Below are 17,636 nucleotides of genomic sequence, written 5' to 3' on the forward strand. Positions count from 1 at the left end.
ACCGGAGATCCACAGCGGCTCAGTCTAGGGTCCGACCGCTAGCGAACCGCGCCCGAAACGCTGTCGGCGGCCTATGGGGCCGCGACGCAGATGATGGTTTGTCCCGGACGCCGATATGCCGGGTCGAACGCCTTGAGCCCGTCCGCGAGCGGAAGCACTGTCCCGACGTTCGGGGTCAGCCGGCCGTCGCGGACCCGGCGCTCCAAGGCGGCCAGCTGGTTGCGGTCGGGTTCGACGACGAAAAAGACCGCCCGCGCTTTGTCCGGATGTACCCGCGGCGGTTCGGCGATGGTGACGAGCGTCCCCCCGGCACGCACCAATGGGGCTGAGCGATCAAGGATCTCGCCGCCGACCACGTCGAACACCACGTCGACTTCACCGACGTCTTCGAGTCGGTCCGCCTGCAGGTCCAGGAAGGCGTCGGCGTTGTTCCCCAACACGGCGTCCCGCTGTCCAGCTCGCCCACTTCCGATCACCCGAGCGCCGGCATCGTGGGCGAGTTGCACCGCGATCGACCCAACGGCCCCGGCAGCGCCATGGATCAGCACCGTCTGCCCGGGCTGGAGGCCGGCGTGGTCGAACAGACCCTGCCACGCCGTCAAACCGGAGATCGGCAGTGCCGCCGCAACCGTATGGTCGATACCGGCCGAGAGCGGGGCCAGGTTGCGGGCCTCTACCGCAACGTATTCCGCCAGCGTCCCGTTGCGGGCCCAGTCGGTGATACCGAAGACGCGTTGACCGACCGTCACACCCGTTGTCCCATAACCTAATTCGGCGACAACACCGGAGACTTCATGGCCGGGAATGGTCGGCGTGCGGTCGCGTCCGGCTCGGTCGGTCCACGTTGCGGGCCAGTCCAGCTCCCCCGGCGTGAACGCGGCCGCATGCACCTGGACGACGACGTCGTTCTCGGCGGCATGCGGATAGGGCATGTCGGCCAGGGACAGACCCGACGTCCCGGCCGAGCGGTCTTGCACGACGATCGCCTGCATCGTTCCTCGTCTCGACTGGATGGGCACCTCCATCACACCCGCTCCGGGTCATCGAGTCCAACGAATGCTTTTGATACTTTCCATCTCCATCATTGATACAAAGAGTTATGGAACTGCGCCAGCTTGAACACTTCGTTGCCGTGGCCGGCGAACTGAGCTTCTCCCGCGCCGCCCACCGCGCTCACGTCGTGCAATCCGCGCTCTCCACGTCGGTCGGCAAGCTGGAGAAGGAACTCGGCGTCGAACTATTCGACCGGTCCCGCCAGAAGATCAAGCTCACCCCCGCCGGCGAACTGTTCCGCGAGCAGGCCAGCCAAGTTCTGCACACCGCCCGGGTCGCCAAAGACTCCGTCAGCGACTTCCGGGGCCAACTCACCGGAACCGTCGACCTCGGCGCGCTCATCACCTCCGGTGCGCTGGACGTCCCCCAGGTGCTCGGACAGTTCCACCGGGACTATCCCTTTGTTCAGATCCGGTTGCGACAGAGCCAAACCGGTTCCAGCGCGTATCTGTCGGAGATCGCCGACGGATCACTCGACCTGGCGCTGGTGTCGGCCCCCGACCGCTTCCCGGAGCGCGTTCAGATGCGCCTGCTGCGCCAGGAGCCCATGGTCTTCGTCTGCCGCGCCGACCATCCACTCGCGGCAAGAAACCGCGTCGCCATCACCGAACTCACCGGCGAGGATCTCATCGGGTTCCCACCGCAGTTCGGACTCCGGCGCATTGTCGACGACACGTTCACTGCCGCAGGCGTCAGCGCGCATACACCGCACGAAGTGGCGCTGGAGTACTCGATCGCCGCCGATTTGGTGCGGCATGGCATCGGCACCATTTTCATGCCCGCCAGCGAGGCGGCGCACTGTCCCGACCTGCGGGCGCTGGCCGTGCGGCCCGCGGTGATCTGGAAGATCTATCTCGCCTCCGCCGCGCAGTCCAAGCTCGGGCCGGCGACGGCCAAGCTGGCCGAGATGCTGCTCACGCTGGCTGCTGACTGACAGAAACGAGAAAACCCGCCGCAATGGGCGGGTGCTCTGAAGTGGCCAGGGCCGGGATCGAACCGGCGACCTTCCGCTTTTCAGGCGGACGCTCGTACCAACTGAGCTACCTGGCCGGAAGGCACGTGTGCCTCGCCGTATAAAGCGACCCTGACGGGACTTGAACCCGCGACCTCCGCCGTGACAGGGCGGCGCGCTAACCAACTGCGCCACAGGGCCTTGCTGTTCGCTCCGTAGTCACTACGGTGCGAGTACCCCCTACGGGATTCGAACCCGCGCTACCGCCTTGAAAGGGCGGCGTCCTAGGCCGCTAGACGAAGGGGGCCAGAACCGAATCTCTCCGGGGGCTCGCAACGTGGTCACGTTGGGAGCTTCGCTAGCTTAGGGCACGGCGGGTCCAATCCTCAAACGCGGGCTCGATCGGGGAGGCAGTATCCTGTTCCGGCACGGCCCCTATAGCTCAGTTGGTAGAGCTACGGACTTTTAATCCGCAGGTCGCAGGTTCGAGCCCTGCTGGGGGCACCTCATCGACGGCGCCGGCGCGGCGTCGCCGCCGCACCACCGGATCCGCCGCTGTGATGCTTTTCATACCTACGAGCCGGGCAGTGCGGCGCTCAGATAGGTCAGATCGCCGAACGCCACCGCCAGCGGATCGTCGCCGTACTCCAGGCCGGCCTCGGCGTAGAGCTCGGTGACCTGCCGGCCCGACACCGTCCAGCCCGCCGCCGTCAGGTAGTCGACGATGTGGTTGCGCTCGCCGTGGTAGATCAGCTCGCCGATCTCGACCTCGCAGCCGATGGATTGCAGCTTCTCCCGGTGCTCGCGCCACTCCGGGCCGGAGAACACCGTGGTGTCCTGAATGAATTCGCAGGCCAGCCGGCTGCCCGGCGCACTGAGCCCGGTGATGGTGTCGAACAGGGCGTCCTGATCGTCCGGCTGCAGGTAGACCAGCAGGCCCTCGGCGCTCCACACGGTGGGAGCCTGCGGGTCGAAGCCAGCGGCCCGCAGCGCGGCCGGCCAGTCGTCGCGCAGGTCGATGGCCACCGTGCGGCGCTCGGTGGTCGGCTCGGCGCCCAGACCGGCCAGGGTGGTGGTCTTGAAGTCGATGACCTGCGGCAGATCGACCTCGTAAACCACGGTGCCGGCCGGCCAGGCCAGCCGGTAGGCGCGGGCGTCGAGCCCGGCGGCCAGGATGACGGCCTGGCGGATGCCGCCCTGGGTGGCGGACTCGAAGTGCTCGTCGAAGAAGCGGGTGCGCACGCCCATGCCGTGGCCCATCCGGACCGGATCGAAGTCGTCGCCTTCGGGGAACGCGATGTCGCCGTCCACCATGCGGGTGAAGAAGTCGATGCCGACCGCACGCACCAGCGGCGCCGCGAACGGGTCGTTGATCAGTTTGTCCGGGCCGGTGGTGGCCAACGCGCGCTGCGCCGCCACCATGGTCGCGGTCGCTCCCACACTGCTGGCCAGATCCCAGCTGTCACTGTCCGAACGCGTCATCAACCGTTCCTTCCGAGTTCTCCATCAACCAAACTATCTAGCCAGGCTACCGACTGTCGCTGTGCTGGGACACTACGCCGCCGGCGACGACGGTCACCGCGACCAGGTCGGCGTCGAGCGCGGCCAGCGCCTCGGCCGGACCGGCGGCCAGCAGGCACAGGTCGCCGGGTTCGTCGGGCGCGATCCGGCGCGGTACCGCGGGCCGGTCGGCGCGGCCGGTGAACATCGCCAGTGCGGCGTGCGCCGATACCCGCTCGGCTGCGCCCAGCACCGCCCCGCTCGGCGTGCTCCGGTGCACCGCCGCGCGCATGGCCGCCCAGGGATCGCCGTCACCGAAGGGGGTGTCGGTCGACAGCGCCACCGCAATTCCGTTGTCCCGCAACGACGCCAACCGCCACAGCTCGTGCTGGCGGTCGGGCTCGATGGCGGCCAGGTAGTCATCGCCGCGTTCGGCGACGAAGTTGGGCTGGGTGATCACGGTGATGCCGAGCGCGGCGAGGTCGGCCAGCCGATCATCGGGCACCACCGCCGCGTGTTCGATGCGATCATCGCGATGTACCCCGGCGGACTGCCAGGCCGCGATCGCCACGGTCAGCTGCGCATCGGTGACGCAGTGCAACGCCACGCCGTGGTCGCGAATGTGGTTGTCGCACAGTGTTTCCGCCAATGCGTCCAGGTCCAGGCGAGCATCGTCGAGGATGACCTTGGTCGGCCCGAGGGTGACCCCGGGCCCGACAGCAGTTCCGGCGGGCGCCAGGCAGTGCAGGCGTTGCAGCAGCTCGCCGTCGCGGCGCGCCGCGGCGAACGCGGCGAGATCGGCCTCGCCGTGGCCGGGGGTGGCCTCGGTGATGCCCGTGACGCCGCGGGCGGCCAGTCGGCGGCTCAATGCCGTCAGCGACGGCTCGCGTTGCGGCAGCCGCGGCGCCGGGTCGCCGTGGGCGCGCAGCAGCCGGCCGTCCGCGTGGTCGGCCATCCCGATCCGGGCCAGGCCGGCGGAGTTGAGCACCCACAGCGCCCCGCTGCGGTGCGCCACCCGCACCGGAGTCTCGGGGCAAAACCGGTCCAGCAGTGCGGCATTGAGCTCTCCGGCGACCGATTCGTGGTAGCCATACCCGCGCACCCAGCCGTCGGGATCAGCGGTCGCGCTCCGCAGGGCGGCGGCCAGGTCATCGACGGTGCGCACCCGCGGGGGCCCCAGACAGACCGAATCCAGCGCCGCGGCCGCCGAGCGCAGATGCAGGTGGTGATCGTGCAGCCCCGGAATCAGCGTGGCGTGGGCCGCGTCGAGCACGTCTTCGCCGCGGCGCGCGTCCAGCCGGGGCGCGACTCCGGCGATGGTGTCGCCGAGGCGGACATCGACCACCGATCCGTCCAGCAGCACCGCGCGCTGGATCAGCACCGTGACACCATCTCGCCGACCCGTGCGTTGTCGGCCCCCAGCCGCGGGCCGGCGGCCTCGAGGCGCGGGCGCCCAGGCGGCGACGCCGGGTGCTCACCGCCGCGATGCAGCGGCAGCGTGGCGTAGCTCGCGGCGACGGCGGCCAGCGAGAAGGTGATGACCTCGCCGCCGCCGCGGGCCAGCGCGTCGAGCACCGCGACGGTCGCCTCGATGCCGGTCAGCGGATCGGCGATGGCGTCGCCGCAGAACACCGGGTCGCCGGCGGCGTCGAAGCCCACCAGCCCGCCGGCGACCGCGGCGTCGTCACCGAAGCCGGGGAACCCGTCATGGCCGGTGATCTGCAGCCACACCCGCCCGGGCCGGCCCGCCACGTCGAGTGGCCCCAGCCCGCGGCGGGCCAGCGCGGCGGGACGCGAGCCTTCCAACACCACATCGGCGGCCGCCAGCAACCGCGTCAGAAACGCCGTGTCGCGATCGAAATCGATGGCGCACGAGAGCTTCCCGGCGTTCATCCAGTCGAAGAACGCGCGGTCCCCGGAACGGGTTCCGTCCGGGCGGGACGGGCTTTCCACCTTGACCACCGTGGCGCCGGCCTGCGCCAGCAGCTGCCCGCACAGCGGCCCGGCCCACAGCGAGGTCAGGTCGACGACCAGGGCACCCCGCGGTTCGCGGCCCGGCCCCGACGGCCCGACCCGGCGGACCAGCGGCGCCGCGGCAGCGGCCTCGCCCAGCACGGCGGCGGGTAGATCGAGCAACCGGGCACGCCCGACGACGTCGGTCACCGGTTTATCGGCCGCCCACGCCGCGATGGCCGCCCACGGCTCGCCGGGGCGCTCGGTTTCGATCAGGGCGGGCACGGCGTCGATGTCGTCGGGACGCGACAACGTGATCGCCCACCAGCCATCTGCCGCCGTCAGCAGCCGGGACGCTCCCCCGGCCGAGCAGCGACCGCCGCGACTCCAGCCCCGCAGCCCGGCACGCCCGGCCAGCAGGGTCGCGGCATCAGCGTCCAGGCCCAGCCGATCAACGGCCTCCCCCGCGCGCTGCAGCACCGCGGCGCGAGAGAAATCCGGCGGGCCGTCGGGCGCACCGGTCAGCCAAGCCAAACCGGATGCGCCCCAAGCCGCCTCCGTCATCGGGGCGTCGCGATCTCGTCCACCAGCCCCCAGCGCAGGGCGGTCGGCGCGTCGATGGTGCGTCCGGACAGCATCAGATAGCTGGTGCGCCACCGTCCGATGCGGCGGGTGATGCTGACGGTGCCGCCGGCGCCCGGTATCAGCCCGAGGTTCAGCTCCGGCAGGCCCAGCACCGTGTCGGGGTGCGCCCGCACCCGACCGCAGAAGGCGGCCATCTCCAGTCCGCTGCCCAGCACCTGGCCGTGGATGTCGGCGCGGCAGCGGTCGCCGAGCCGGGCGGTCAGCGCGTCCAGCGCCAGCGCGGGGCTGTAGCGGGTGCGGGCCAGGTGCGCGCTGGCCACATCGGTGAAGCCGCCGAACTCGGCGAGGTCGCCGCCGCTGCAGAAGGACCGCCCGGCCCCGCACAGCACCACCTCGTCGATCGAGGTGTCCGCGGCGGCTACCGCGAGCCCGTCGAGCAGCGCGGCCCGCATCGCGTTGGTGAAGGCGTTGTGCCGCTGCGGCCGGTTGAACCGCAGCCGCAGGGTGTCGCCGTCCCGATCGATGAGCACCGGGTCGCTGGTGTCGGGCGCGGTGGCCGGCCCCCGCTCGGCCAGCCAGCCGGCGAACTCCGGGCCGGCCTGCAGCACCGAGTAGGCCAGTGATTCGGTGACCACGCCGGCCCGAGCGGGCGCGGCCGGATCCACCGCGCGCAGCACGTCATCGCAGATCGCCGCCGTGTGCGGTCGGCGCCGGCACCGATCGGCGATGTCGGCCAGCGCCTCGGCCACCGATCCGACGGTGATCACCCGGCGATCGGCCACCTCGATCTCCGAGAGGGTGAAGCTGGCGCGCTCGAGCCAGTGCTCGGCGTGCGCGGTGTCGAACCGGACGCCGGTCGCGATGACGATCCCGGCGCCGGGCTCGGCGTCGGGTGTCGCCTCGAGGTCGACCACGCTGATCATGACGCACGTCAGCGTACCGATCGCCGGTGCTCGACCGGCTCCTGGCGGTAGCGGAACTATCAAAAAATGATAATGTCGTTCTCATTCACGACGCATTACGGGGAGCCGAGCGGTGAGCATTTCGTTGTTGCTGGAAATGGCGGTGTCCGCCGACCCGGACCGGGTCGCCGTCGTCTGCGAATCGACGCGCTACACCACCGCGGAGCTCAACGCCCTCGCTGACGCCGGGGCCGGCGTGATCAACGAGACCGGCGCGCGCAGTGTGGCCTACGTCGGGATGGGCGGCGACATGCTGCCGCTGCTGCTGTTCTCCGCGGCACGCGCCGGTCAGCCCTTCGCACCGCTGAACTACCGGCTCAGCGGGCAGGCGCTGCGCGAGCTGATCGCCCGGCTGCCGCAACCGCTGCTCGTGGTCGACAAGGAATACCTCGACCTGATCGGCGAGGCCGGCGACCTCGGTGTCGCCCAAATCGATTCAGCCACCTTCTGCGCCCGGGCCCGCACCACCACCCCGGCGGTGCAGTGGCCGGACCCCGACGACGTGGCGGTCGTGCTGTTCACCTCGGGCACCACCTCGGCGCCCAAAGCCGTTGAGCTAACTCACAACAACCTGACCAGTTACGTGACCGGCACGGTGGAGTTCGGCTCGGCAGAGCCCGAGCACGCCGCGCTGATCTGCGTTCCGCCGTATCACATCGCCGGTGTCGGAGCGGCGCTGAGCAACCTCTACGCCGGACGCAAGTCGGTCTATCTGCGCCGCTTCAGCGCCGCCGAGTGGATCCGGCTGGTCCGCACCGAGGCGGTGACCACCGCGACCGTGGTTCCGACCATGCTCGAGCGCATCGTCTCGGAGCTGGAAGCCCGCCCGACCCCGCTGCCCACCCTGCGCAACCTGGCCTACGGTGGCTCCAAAGTGGCCCTGCCGCTGGTGCGCCGCGCGCTGGACCTGCTGCCCGAGGTCGGCTTCGTCAACGCCTACGGGCTGACCGAGACCAGTTCGACGGTCGCGGTACTCACCCCCGAAGACCACCGCACGGCTTATGAGTCCACCGACGACGCCGTCCGCAAGCGGCTCGGGTCGGTCGGGCGTCCGGTTCCCGGGATCGAGGTCGTCATCCGCGACGACGACGGCCGGCCGGTTGGCACCGGCGTGCCCGGTGAGTTGTTCGTCCGCGGCGAGCAGGTCTCGGGCACCTACACCGGCATCGGGTCGGTGCTCGACGCCGACGGCTGGTTCGCGACCCGCGACCTCGCTGTGCTCGACGACGAGGGCTACCTGTTCATCGGCGGGCGCTCCGACGACACCATCATCCGCGGCGGCGAGAACATCGCGCCCGCCGAGATCGAGGACGTGCTGGTCGAGCACCCCGAGGTCCGCGAGGTCGCGGTGGTCGGCGCGCCGGATCCGGAGTGGGGCCAGATCATCGTCGCGTGCGTGGTTCCGGCGCCGGGTGCGTCACCCGACCCCGACGCGCTGCGCGAGTATGTTCGGGAACAGCTGCGCGGATCCCGCACGCCGGATCGGATCGTCTTCCGGCCGGAGTTGCCGACCACCCCGACCGGCAAGGTGCTGCGCCGGGAGATCGTGAACGAACTGCAAACAGTGAATGCCGAAGGGGCGCAATGATCAAGTCCGGTACCCGTCTGAAGAGTCAGGTGTGCGACACCCAGGTCATCGTGGTGAAGACCGCCGACAGCCTCGATGATCTGCGCGCCGGCGGCGCCCCGATGGTGCCCCTGGAGGACAGCGCCTCCGGCGGCGCGGCCCTGGACCCCGATTTCGCCGACGGCGCGGTGATGGGCAAGCGCTATGTCGACGACGCCGGCGCCGAGGTGCTGGTCACCAAGGCCGGCGCCGGGACGTTGAGCATCGGCACCGCGCCGATGGCCATCAAGGAAGCCAAGCCGCTGCCGGCCAGCGACTGACCGGCAGCGCCGACCCCCTCAGACCTGCTCTGGCACCGGCCGGAAGAACACCGCCAGCTGCGCGATCCCACCGGCCAGGCCCAGCCCGGCCGCGACCAGCAGGCCGGTCCACCCGTCGCACCAGTTCTGCCCGAACAGCAGGTGGTCCAGGCTGAGCGGGCCGGCGCCGAGCATGGCGATGCCGACCGCGACGACGGCCAGCACCAGGTTGTACTCCCAGCCGCTCTTGACGATGAAGAAGCCGTTGCCGCGGTGCACCGTCCAGGCCGCCACCAGCATCAGCGCGACGAAGCCGGCCGCGGGAATCGGCGTGAGCAGACCGGCGGCCAGCCCCAGTCCGGCGGCGATCTCGGTTCCGGCGGCCATGCGGGCGTGGAAGGTACCGGGCCGCATGCCGATGCTGTCGAACCAGCGTGCCGTGCCGGCGATCCGGCCCCCGGAGAAGATCTTGTTGTAGCCGTGCGCGGCCATGGTCAGGCCGAGGCAGAGCCGGACGATCAACAGTCCCACGTCGTAAGCGGTCATCGAATGGGTTCCCCTTCTGCTTGGTCTTCTTGGGTATCGGGCTGATCCGCAACGCGCATCAGGTGCTGAAGCCGGCCGACGAAGACCGGCGGGTAGACGCCGACGCCGGCCCGGGTGATCCAGTCGGCGGCGAATTCGGGTTGGCTGATCCACTGCGCGGCGCCGGCCTCGTCGTCCGCCTCCTGCAGCATGAACACCTCACGGGGATTGTCAAAAGCCTGGAATATCAGGATCTTCCGGATGCCCGCGGCGGCGAAATCCTTCGCGGTGGCGCGCACGTGGGCGATCAGCGCCTCGGCGTCGACGACTTCGGCCACCGCCGCGACCACCACGCCCGGCGCCTCAGGCGCCGGCTGCGGGTCGGCCAGTTCGATGCGCTCGGCGAGCGCCCCGGCGAAAACGGCCGGGATGTCGTCGACGCCGACGGCGTCGAACCAGCCCATGAAGGCCTCGTCGCGCAGCAGGTCGGTCACCGGCTGCGCGGCGCGGATCGACATCAGCGCCAGCACCCGGCCGGCATCGACCGACGAGGTGTAGACGAGGACATGGCGGGCACCCAGGTGTGCCAGGCTGCCGCGGTGGCGCTGCAACAGCGGCCAGACCCGGGCCGGATCGGGGACCCGATAGTCCGTCACCAACACCAGGGAGCGCGACAGCGACTCGGACACGTTCTCGGTCAAGGCGCGGCTGCGCCCGTCAACTGGCCGGGCTCAGGTCCGTCGCGACTGCCGCACACACCGCCGGCCCGCAGCGGAACGTCTCGATGTGTCCCGCTCCGGAGTCGGCCGGGTCGACACCGGCCGCCCGCAACGCCTGAGCCTTGAACGCGCGGGCCGCCGCGCTGAGCCGGTGCTGCCGGGCGTCGACGTCGCTGTGCAGTTCGGCGGGCACGGTTCCCCACAGCGTCACCTCGGTGCTGCTGTGTTCCAGCGCGTCGAGCACGCCCTGGCGCACCTGCGCATGCCCGTCGAACATCTCGGCACAGACGGCGATCGTCTGGGGGTGCGGCCACTGCTCCCACTGCTTGAGCACCGATGCCAGGTTCAGCACCCGGGCCCCGAGGATCTGCAGGGGGCGAGTGTCCTCCTTGTCGAGGATCATCACGGTGACGTCCCACCCCGCCGTCGCGCGGTCATAGAGCCAACCGCCGGCGGCCGTGACGACGTCGAGGACGCTGCGGCCGACGACGTCGAACCGGTAGCGCATGTCCGGGTCCCCGGTCACCGGTGGGCGTCCTTTACCGGCGGAGCGAAGTCGCGGGCCAGTGTTTCCGTGTACGCCGTGAACACCTCGTTCAGAGGTATTGAAGGGTCCAGAAGCCATGACATCTCCATTCCGTTGATAAAGGCGAGAATTTCCGCGGCCTTGATGCCCGCGTCGAAGTCGGAGCGGTAGCGGCCGGCGTCCTGGCCGCGCCGGATCAGGTCGGCGACGATGTCCACCGCGGCGCGGTACCGCTGGAGCATCCGGTCGTGCAGCGGCGCCTCAGGCAGCACGTTCTCGGCGAGCAGCACGGTGAACGTTCCGACCAGTTCGGGCGCCCGGGCGAACCGCTCGGCGACCCGCTGGATCTCCTCGATGAGGTCGCCGCTGCGGTCGGCGTGCGAGTCGTCGTCGGCGTCGCGGGCGTCGAGCACCGCGTGCAGCAGCTGTTCTTTGGAGGAGAAGTGGTGCAGCAGCCCGGCCGCGCTGACCCCGGCATTGCGGGCGATCTGCGCCAGTGAGGTGTTGCGCCAGCCGTTGCGCGCCAGCAGGTGTTCGGCCGCCAGCAGGATCCGCTGCCGGCGGTCCTCGCCCTTGGCGAGCAGTGTGGCGTACGGCCGTGGTGAGGTCACCGGGCTCCTTCGATCAACCAACCAAGTGAACACACAGTAGGTTGGTTAGGGTAGTTGTGACAAGGGTCTCATCGAAGAATTTTTTCGCCTGGCTTACAGGCCCAGCGACTTGGCGATGATCATCTTCATGACCTCGCTGGTACCGGCATAGATCCGGGCCACTCGGGCATCGGTGTAGAGCCGCGCGATCGGATACTCCATCATGTAGCCGTAGCCGCCGAACAGCTGCAGACACCGGTCGATCACCCGGGCCTGCATCTCGGTGCAGAACAGCTTCACCCGCGCGGCGTCGGCCGCCGACAGCTCGCCCTCGACGTGTTCGAGGACCGCTCGGTCCAGCATGCACTGGGCGGCCTCGATCTCGGTGGAGACCGCGGCCAGCTCGAACTTGGTGTTCTGGAACGACGCGACCGGGGAACCGAACACGTTGCGGTTCTTGACGTAGTCGATGGTGGCGGCCAGCGCCGAGCGGGACTGGGCGACCGACCCGACGGCGACGGTGAGCCGTTCCTGGGCCAGGTTGTGGCCCAGGTAGCTGAACGCCTCACCCTCCTCCCCCAGCCGGTTGGTCACCGGGACCCGGACGTCGGCGAAGGACAGCTCAGCGGTGTCTTGGACCTTGCAGCCCATCTTGTCCAGTTCGCGGCCCCGTTCGAATCCGGGCATGCCGTCCTCGACCACCAGCAGGGTCAGCCCGCGGCGACGGTTGTCGGGGTCGGTGGAGGTGCGCGCCACCACGATCACCAAGTCGGCCTGGATGCCTCCGGTGATGAACGTCTTGGCGCCGTTGAGGATGTAGTCGTCGCCGTCACGCACCGCGGTGGTGCGCATCCCGGCCAGATCCGACCCGGTGCCGGGCTCGGTCATCGCGATCGCGGTCAGCAGCGTGCCGGCCGCCAGCCCGGGAAACCAGCGCGCTCGCTGCTCGTCGCCTGCGTAGTGCAGGAAGTACGGCAGGATCACCTCGAGCTGGGTGCGCACCGTGGAGAGCGTCACCAAAGCGCGCGCCGCCTCCTCCTGCAGCACCACGTTGTAGCGGTAGTCGTCCGCGCCCCCGCCGCCGTACTCCTCGGGGATCGCCATGCCGAGCATCCCCAGCGAGCCCAGGTGTTCGAAGACCGCGCGCGGCATCCGGCCGGCCTTCTCCCACTGCGGATATTCGGGCACCACGTGCTTGTCGACGAAGTCGCGGGCCAGGGCCCGAAACGCCTCGTGGTCTTCGGTGAACAGAGTGCGCTGCATGCCCGGCGCCCCTAACCGATCAGCTCGACGATGGTGGCGTTGGCGGTTCCGCCGCCCTCGCACATGGTCTGCAGCCCGTAGCGAATCCCGTTGTCGCGCATGTGGTGAATCATCCGGATCATCAGCACCGCACCGGACGCGCCGAGCGGATGGCCCAGGGCGATTGCCCCGCCGACCGGGTTGAGCAGCTTCTCGTCGGCACCGGTCTCGGCCTGCCAGGCCAGCGGTACCGGCGCGAACGCCTCGTTGACCTCGAACACGCCGATGTCGTCCAGCCGCAGCCCGGCGCGCTTGAGCACCTTCTCGGTGGCCGGGATGGGTCCGGTGAGCATCAGCACCGGGTCGGCTCCGGTCACCGCGCCGGCGGTGTAGCGCACCAGCGGGGTCAGTCCGCGGCGGGCGGCCTCGTCCTCGCTCATCACCAAAAGCGCTGCGGCGCCGTCGGAGATCTGCGAGGAGTTGCCGGCGTGGATGACCCCGTCGTCGGCGAAAGCCGGCTTGAGCCCGGCCAGTCGCTCGACGGTGCTGCCCGGGCGCACGCCCTCATCGGAGTCGACGACGGTGCCGTCGCCGGTGGTCACCGCCACGATCTGCTCGTCGAACACACCGCTGCCGCGGGCGGCGGCCGCCCGCTGGTGCGACTGCACGGAATACTCGTCGAGGCGGGTGCGGGACAGCTCCCACCGCTCTGCGATCAGCTCGGCCGACACGCCCTGGTTGAAGGCGAAACCGTCATAGCGGGCAAGGGCTTTCGGCCCGTAGGGCTCGCCGGTGGCCCGGGCCGCGCCCAGCGGCACCCGGCTCATCACCTCGACGCCGCCGGCGACGACGACATCCTGTTGGCCCGACATCACCGCGTGTACGGCGAAGTCGAGCGCCTGCTGGCTGGAGCCACAGGCCCGGTTGACCGTGGTGCCCGGGATGGTCTCGGGCCAGCCCGCGGCCAGCACGGCGTAACGCCCGATATTGCTGGACTGGTCGCCGACCTGCGACACACAGCCCCACACCACGTCGTCGACGGCGTCGGGGTCGACACCGGTGCGCTGCATCAATTCGTTGAGCACCAGCGCGGACAGGTCCGCGGCGTGCATCCCGGCCAGCCCGCCGTTGCGCTTGCCGACCGGGGTGCGCACTGCCCCGACGATCACCGTTGGTCGCATCTGAACTACTCCGTTCTACTTCGCCGGCCAGCCGCCGGTGAAGCGCGGGGTGCGCTTCTCGGCGAATGCCGCATACGCTTCCGCGGCGTCGGTGCCCGCGAAATTGACTATCTGGGCGCGTGATTCGTTCATCAGGGCGGCCGGCAGGGTGGTGTCGGCCCCCTGGTTGAGCAGCGCCTTGCTCTGCGCCAGCGCCCGCGGCGGGCCGGCCGCCAACCGGTCGGCGAGGTCATCGACGAACCCGTCGATCTCCTCGGCCCCCACCACCCAGGTCACCAGGTTCAGCGCTTGGGCTTCGGCGGCGTCGATGGTCTCGGCCAGCAGCGCCAACCGCTTGGCCTGCTGCAGGCCGGCGATCTTGGGCAGCAACCACGACCCGCCCAGGTCGATCGACAGGCCCCGCTTCGAAAAGATCTGGCAGAACGTCGATTCCGGCGTCGCGACCACCAGGTCGCAGCCCAGGGCCAGGTTCCAGCCCGCCCCGACCGCCACCCCGGCCACTTTCGCGATGGTCGGCACCGACAGCTCGTGCAGGGCCAGCGCGACGTCGGTGAGGCGTTGCAGCTTCTCCACCGGGTGCACCTCGTCGGGGGTGCCGATGTCCGCACCCGAGCAGAACGCGCCGCCGGCGCCGGTGATGACCAGGGCGCGCAGGTCGCGGTCGTCGGCGGCGTCGCGCAGCGCATCGCGCAGCGCCCGCCACAGCTGCGGGCTGATCGCGTTCTTGCGGGCGGGCCGGTTCAGGGTCAGGGTGCGCACGCCGTCGCGATCGCTGCGCAGCAGTACCGGGTCGTCGGGGGACATCAGCTGCCAGCCTGCCCGATCGCCCCCTGACCGCGCAGCGCGGCGATGTCGGCGTCGGTGAAACCCAGCTCCCCCAGCACCGCCTCGGTGTGCTCGCCCAGCCCCGGCACCGCGCCCATCGGCGGTCGGTAGCCGGCGATCACCGGCGGCGGCAGCAACGACGGGATCGGTCCGGCGGGGGTGTCGATTGAGCGCCACCGGTCACGCTCGGCGAGCTGCGGGTGCGCCAATACGTCGCTGGGGGTGTTATAGCGGGCGTTGCCGATTCCGGCGGCATCGGCGGCATCCTGGATCTTGGCCAGGTCGTGGCGGGCGCACCAGTCCGCGATCGCCTCGTCCAGAATCGCCCGGTGCGCAACCCGGTCGGCGTTTCCGGCGAAGCGCGGATCGTCGGCCAGATCGTCGCGGCCCAGCAGTTCGCGGGCCAGCCGCTGCCACTCCCGGTCGTTGGTGGTGCCCAGCACCACGGTGTGCCCGTCGGCCGTCGGGTAGGCGCCGTAGGGCGCCACCGCCGGTGAGCTCATACCGAGCGGTTGCTGGTCGATTCCGGAGTGCCGCGCGTAGGTGAGGTGGTAGCCCATCATCTCGGCCATCGTGTCGAACAGGCTCACGGTGATCGACGGCGCCGGTGCGCTGCGATCTCGGCCGACCAGCAGCGCCATGATCGACAGGGCCGAGTACAGGCCGCTGGTCACGTCGGCCACCGGCGGGCCCGGTTTGGCCGGGGCGCCCGGGTTGCCGGTCACCGAGCACACCCCGGACTCGGCCTGCACCAGCAGGTCGTAGGCGCGCTTGTGCGACAACGGTCCCCCGCTGCCGTAGCCGTCGATCTCGACCGCTATCACGTTCGGGTGCCGGCGCGCCATGTCTTGAGGGGACAGACCCAGCCGAGCGGTGGCACCGGGTGCGAGGTTGGACACCAGCACGTCGGCGCGGTCGAGTAGCCGGTGCAGAATGTCGCGTCCCGCCTCGCTTTTCAGGTCGAGGGTGACCGACTCCTTGCCGCGGTTGACCCAGACGAAGTGGGCGGCCTGCCCATTGACGACGTCGTCGTAGTAGCGGGCGAAATCACCGCCGTCGGGGTTCTCCACCTTGATGACGCGGGCGCCGAAGTCGGCCAGTGCGCGGGTGCACATCGGTGCCGACACCGCCTGTTCCAGGGCCACCACGGTGACGCCGGCCAGCGGTGCGGCTGAGGGTTGGGGCATCACATCACCATGCCACCATCCACCGGCAGCACCTGCCCGGTGACATAGGAGGCGGCGTCGGAGGCCATGAAGACGAACGCGCCCGCGACCTCGCTGGGCTCGGCCCAGCGCTTCATCGGGATGCGGTTCATCATGTTGGCGGCGAATTTCTCGTTGGTGCGGATGGTCTCGGTCATCGGGGTGGCCGCCAGCGGCGCCAGCGCGTTGACGCAGATCCGCTTGGTGGCCAGCTCGCGGGCCAGCGACTTGGTGAAGCCGATCAGGGCGGCCTTGGCCGCCGAGTAGTTGACCTGCCCGAGGGTGCCGGTCAGCCCGGCGGCCGACGTCACGTTGACGATGCGCCCCGTGCCGTCGGTCGGAACGTAGGGCAGCATCGCCTGGGTGCAGTTGAACGCGCCGACGGTGTGCACGTCCAGCAGCAGCCGCATCGACTCGGCGCTGAGTTTCTCGAACATCGCCGGGCGGGTCACGCCGGCGTTGTTGATCAGGATGTGGATCTTTCCGTCGGCCAGCTCGGCGGCCTTGGCTGCGGCCGCGTCGGCGGAGTCCCGGTCGGCCACATCCAGCGTGGCTGAAGCGGCGCGTCCGCCGGACGCCGAAATCCGCTCGGCCACTTCAGCGGCCGCGTCGCCATCGATGTCGGTGACCAGCACCGCGGCTCCGGCTTCGGCCAGTGCGGTCGCGACCGCCGACCCGATGCCACCGGCCGCCCCGGTCACCACCGCGCTTCGGCCACGCAGGTCGAAGTAGCCGGCCATCAGTAACTCCTCGGCAGTCCGAGCACGTGCGAGCCGAGGAAGTTCAGGATCATCTCCTGGCTGACCGGTGCGATCTTCATCAGGCGGGACTCCCGGAAGAACCGGGAGATGTTGTATTCCTCCGAGTAGCCCATGCCGCCGTGGGTCTGCAGCGCGCGGTCGGCTGCCGCGAAACCGGCGTCGGCACACAGGTATTTGGCCATGTTGGCTTCCCGGCCGCAGGGCTTGCCGTTGTCGTAGAGCCAGGTGGCCTTGCGCAGGATCAGCTCGGCGGCGTCCAGCCGGGCCAGCGAGTCGGCGAGCGGGAACTGGATGCCCTGGTTCATGCCGATCGGCCGGTCGAACACCACGCGCTCGTTCGCGTACTTGACCGCGCGGTCCAGCGCGACCCGGCCGATGCCGAGGGCCTCGGCGGCAATCAGCATGCGCTCCGGGTTGAGCCCGTGCAGGATGTAGGAAAAGCCCTTGCCCTCTTCACCGATCCGGTGTTCGGCCGGTACTCGCAGGTCGTCGATGAAAACCTCGTTGGACGACACCGCGTTTCGGCCCATTTTGGTGATCGGCCGGATGTCGACGTGGTCGCGGTCGATGTCGGTGAGGAACAGGGTGAGGCCGTCGGTGGGTTTGGCTACCTCGTCTCGCGGGGTGGTGCGGGTCAGCAGCAGGATCTTCTCGGATTCAAGGGCTTTGGAGATCCAGACCTTGCGCCCGTTGACCACATAATCGCTGCCGGCACGCTTGGCGAAGGTGGTGATACGTGAGGTGTCGAGGCCCGCGGTGGGTTCGGTGACGCCGAAGCACACGTGCAGATCGCCGCTGACGATGCGGGGCAGGGTTTCGGCTTTCATCTCATCCGATCCGAAGACCACGACCGGCTGCATGCCGAAGATCGACAGGTGGATCGAGCTGGCGGCGTTCATGCCGCCGCCGGACCGGGCCACTTCCTCGGCCAGGATGGTGGCCTCGGTGATGCCCAGCCCGTGACCGCCGTACTCCTCGGGGATGGTCATGCCCAGCCAGCCGCCGCCGGCGATGGCGTCGTAGAACTCGCGCGGGAATTCGTGCGCCTGGTCCTTGGTCATCCAGTAGTGGTCGTCGAACTTCGCCGCCAGTTCGGCGACCGACTGCCGGATCAGCTGCTGGTCCTCGGTCAGCTCGAAGCTCATTCCGCCGGACATGATCTCCTCCAGCCCATCAGCACCCCTTGTGGAC

Annotated in this window: 18 protein-coding genes and 4 tRNA genes; 4 read left to right on the forward strand and 18 right to left on the reverse strand. The window is 69.9% G+C overall.

The window, feature by feature from the left end; all coding sequences use genetic code 11:
* Positions 1–71: 71 nt before the first annotated feature.
* A complete protein-coding gene (locus tag AC5Y31_RS11700) occupies positions 72–992 on the reverse strand; it encodes an NADP-dependent oxidoreductase (RefSeq protein ID WP_499980501.1) in 921 nt (306 codons plus the stop codon).
* A gap of 107 nt (positions 993–1,099) precedes the next feature.
* Between AC5Y31_RS11700 and AC5Y31_RS11705 the strand changes: the two genes are divergently transcribed.
* Positions 1,100–1,987, forward strand: a complete 888-nt coding sequence (locus tag AC5Y31_RS11705; RefSeq protein WP_499980502.1) for a LysR substrate-binding domain-containing protein — start codon at positions 1,100–1,102, stop codon at positions 1,985–1,987.
* 42 nt (positions 1,988–2,029) lie between these two features.
* On the opposite strand, the gene AC5Y31_RS11710 is transcribed toward AC5Y31_RS11705, so the two are convergent.
* The 3 genes from AC5Y31_RS11710 to AC5Y31_RS11720 all read right to left on the reverse strand — a co-directional run bounded on the left by AC5Y31_RS11710 (position 2,030) and on the right by AC5Y31_RS11720 (position 2,312).
* Positions 2,030–2,103 (reverse strand) — tRNA-Phe (locus tag AC5Y31_RS11710).
* Between the two features lie 29 nt (positions 2,104–2,132).
* Positions 2,133–2,206: transfer RNA gene (locus tag AC5Y31_RS11715), tRNA-Asp, on the reverse strand.
* A gap of 33 nt (positions 2,207–2,239) precedes the next feature.
* Positions 2,240–2,312 (reverse strand) — tRNA-Glu (locus AC5Y31_RS11720).
* Positions 2,313–2,436: 124 nt separating this feature from the next.
* Here AC5Y31_RS11720 and AC5Y31_RS11725 point away from each other — a divergent pair.
* Positions 2,437–2,509, forward strand: a tRNA-Lys gene (locus AC5Y31_RS11725).
* Between the two features lie 69 nt (positions 2,510–2,578).
* Here AC5Y31_RS11725 and AC5Y31_RS11730 read toward each other — a convergent pair.
* From AC5Y31_RS11730 to AC5Y31_RS11745, 4 genes are read right to left on the reverse strand one after another with little or no spacing between them, the layout of a single operon-like run.
* Positions 2,579–3,487 (reverse strand): class I SAM-dependent methyltransferase, encoded by a 909-nt coding sequence (locus AC5Y31_RS11730; RefSeq protein WP_065023437.1) that lies wholly within the window; start codon positions 3,485–3,487, stop codon positions 2,579–2,581.
* A gap of 46 nt (positions 3,488–3,533) precedes the next feature.
* Positions 3,534–4,886: an amidohydrolase family protein gene (locus AC5Y31_RS11735; RefSeq protein ID WP_499980504.1), complete on the reverse strand. Its 1,353-nt coding sequence runs from the start codon at positions 4,884–4,886 to the stop codon at positions 3,534–3,536.
* Positions 4,880–6,022, reverse strand: coding sequence for a CoA transferase (locus AC5Y31_RS11740; protein ID WP_499980506.1), 1,143 nt, complete (start codon positions 6,020–6,022; stop codon positions 4,880–4,882). The genes AC5Y31_RS11735 and AC5Y31_RS11740 overlap by 7 nt, the downstream gene beginning before the upstream one ends.
* Entirely contained in the window at positions 6,019–6,966 is a 948-nt protein-coding gene (locus AC5Y31_RS11745) for an enoyl-CoA hydratase/isomerase family protein (protein ID WP_499980508.1), read from the reverse strand. Before AC5Y31_RS11745 ends, AC5Y31_RS11740 begins: the two co-directional genes overlap by 4 nt.
* Before the next feature lie 112 nt (positions 6,967–7,078).
* Between AC5Y31_RS11745 and AC5Y31_RS11750 the strand changes: the two genes are divergently transcribed.
* Positions 7,079–8,593: a class I adenylate-forming enzyme family protein gene (locus AC5Y31_RS11750; RefSeq protein WP_499980509.1), complete on the forward strand. Its 1,515-nt coding sequence runs from the start codon at positions 7,079–7,081 to the stop codon at positions 8,591–8,593.
* Entirely contained in the window at positions 8,590–8,892 is a 303-nt protein-coding gene (locus AC5Y31_RS11755; protein WP_065023442.1) for a hypothetical protein, read from the forward strand. Before AC5Y31_RS11750 ends, AC5Y31_RS11755 begins: the two co-directional genes overlap by 4 nt.
* Before the next feature lie 18 nt (positions 8,893–8,910).
* Here the strand turns inward: AC5Y31_RS11755 and AC5Y31_RS11760 are convergent, their stop codons facing one another.
* From AC5Y31_RS11760 to AC5Y31_RS11805, 10 genes are all read right to left on the reverse strand, one after another.
* The gene (locus AC5Y31_RS11760) at positions 8,911–9,417 is read right to left on the reverse strand and encodes a DoxX family protein (protein ID WP_499980511.1); all 507 of its coding nucleotides are present in this window, start codon (positions 9,415–9,417) and stop codon (positions 8,911–8,913) included.
* Entirely contained in the window at positions 9,414–10,097 is a 684-nt protein-coding gene (locus tag AC5Y31_RS11765; RefSeq protein ID WP_499980513.1) for a fatty-acid--CoA ligase, read from the reverse strand. Before AC5Y31_RS11765 ends, AC5Y31_RS11760 begins: the two co-directional genes overlap by 4 nt.
* Positions 10,098–10,113: 16 nt before the next feature.
* Positions 10,114–10,641, reverse strand: a complete 528-nt coding sequence (locus tag AC5Y31_RS11770; protein WP_109470805.1) for a hypothetical protein — start codon at positions 10,639–10,641, stop codon at positions 10,114–10,116.
* Positions 10,638–11,252, reverse strand: a complete 615-nt coding sequence (locus AC5Y31_RS11775) for a TetR/AcrR family transcriptional regulator (RefSeq protein ID WP_109470804.1) — start codon at positions 11,250–11,252, stop codon at positions 10,638–10,640. The genes AC5Y31_RS11770 and AC5Y31_RS11775 overlap by 4 nt, the downstream gene beginning before the upstream one ends.
* Positions 11,253–11,345: 93 nt before the next feature.
* On the reverse strand, positions 11,346–12,494 hold the full coding sequence (locus AC5Y31_RS11780) for an acyl-CoA dehydrogenase family protein (RefSeq protein WP_065025358.1): 1,149 nt from the start codon (positions 12,492–12,494) through the stop codon (positions 11,346–11,348).
* Between the two features lie 11 nt (positions 12,495–12,505).
* On the reverse strand, positions 12,506–13,654 hold the full coding sequence (locus AC5Y31_RS11785) for a thiolase family protein (RefSeq protein WP_499980515.1): 1,149 nt from the start codon (positions 13,652–13,654) through the stop codon (positions 12,506–12,508).
* A 15-nt stretch (positions 13,655–13,669) separates the two neighbouring features.
* Positions 13,670–14,461 (reverse strand): enoyl-CoA hydratase/isomerase family protein, encoded by a 792-nt coding sequence (locus tag AC5Y31_RS11790; RefSeq protein ID WP_499980792.1) that lies wholly within the window; start codon positions 14,459–14,461, stop codon positions 13,670–13,672.
* Positions 14,458–15,666, reverse strand: a complete 1,209-nt coding sequence (locus AC5Y31_RS11795; RefSeq protein ID WP_499980516.1) for a CaiB/BaiF CoA transferase family protein — start codon at positions 15,664–15,666, stop codon at positions 14,458–14,460. Before AC5Y31_RS11795 ends, AC5Y31_RS11790 begins: the two co-directional genes overlap by 4 nt.
* Complete coding sequence (locus tag AC5Y31_RS11800) at positions 15,666–16,424, reverse strand: SDR family NAD(P)-dependent oxidoreductase (RefSeq protein ID WP_499980517.1); 759 nt, start codon at positions 16,422–16,424, stop codon at positions 15,666–15,668. Before AC5Y31_RS11800 ends, AC5Y31_RS11795 begins: the two co-directional genes overlap by 1 nt.
* Positions 16,424–17,602, reverse strand: coding sequence for an acyl-CoA dehydrogenase family protein (locus AC5Y31_RS11805; RefSeq protein WP_499980518.1), 1,179 nt, complete (start codon positions 17,600–17,602; stop codon positions 16,424–16,426). Before AC5Y31_RS11805 ends, AC5Y31_RS11800 begins: the two co-directional genes overlap by 1 nt.
* Between the last annotated feature and the right edge of the window lie 34 nt (positions 17,603–17,636).

Source organism: Mycobacterium sp. NGS18 (genome assembly GCF_059813185.1).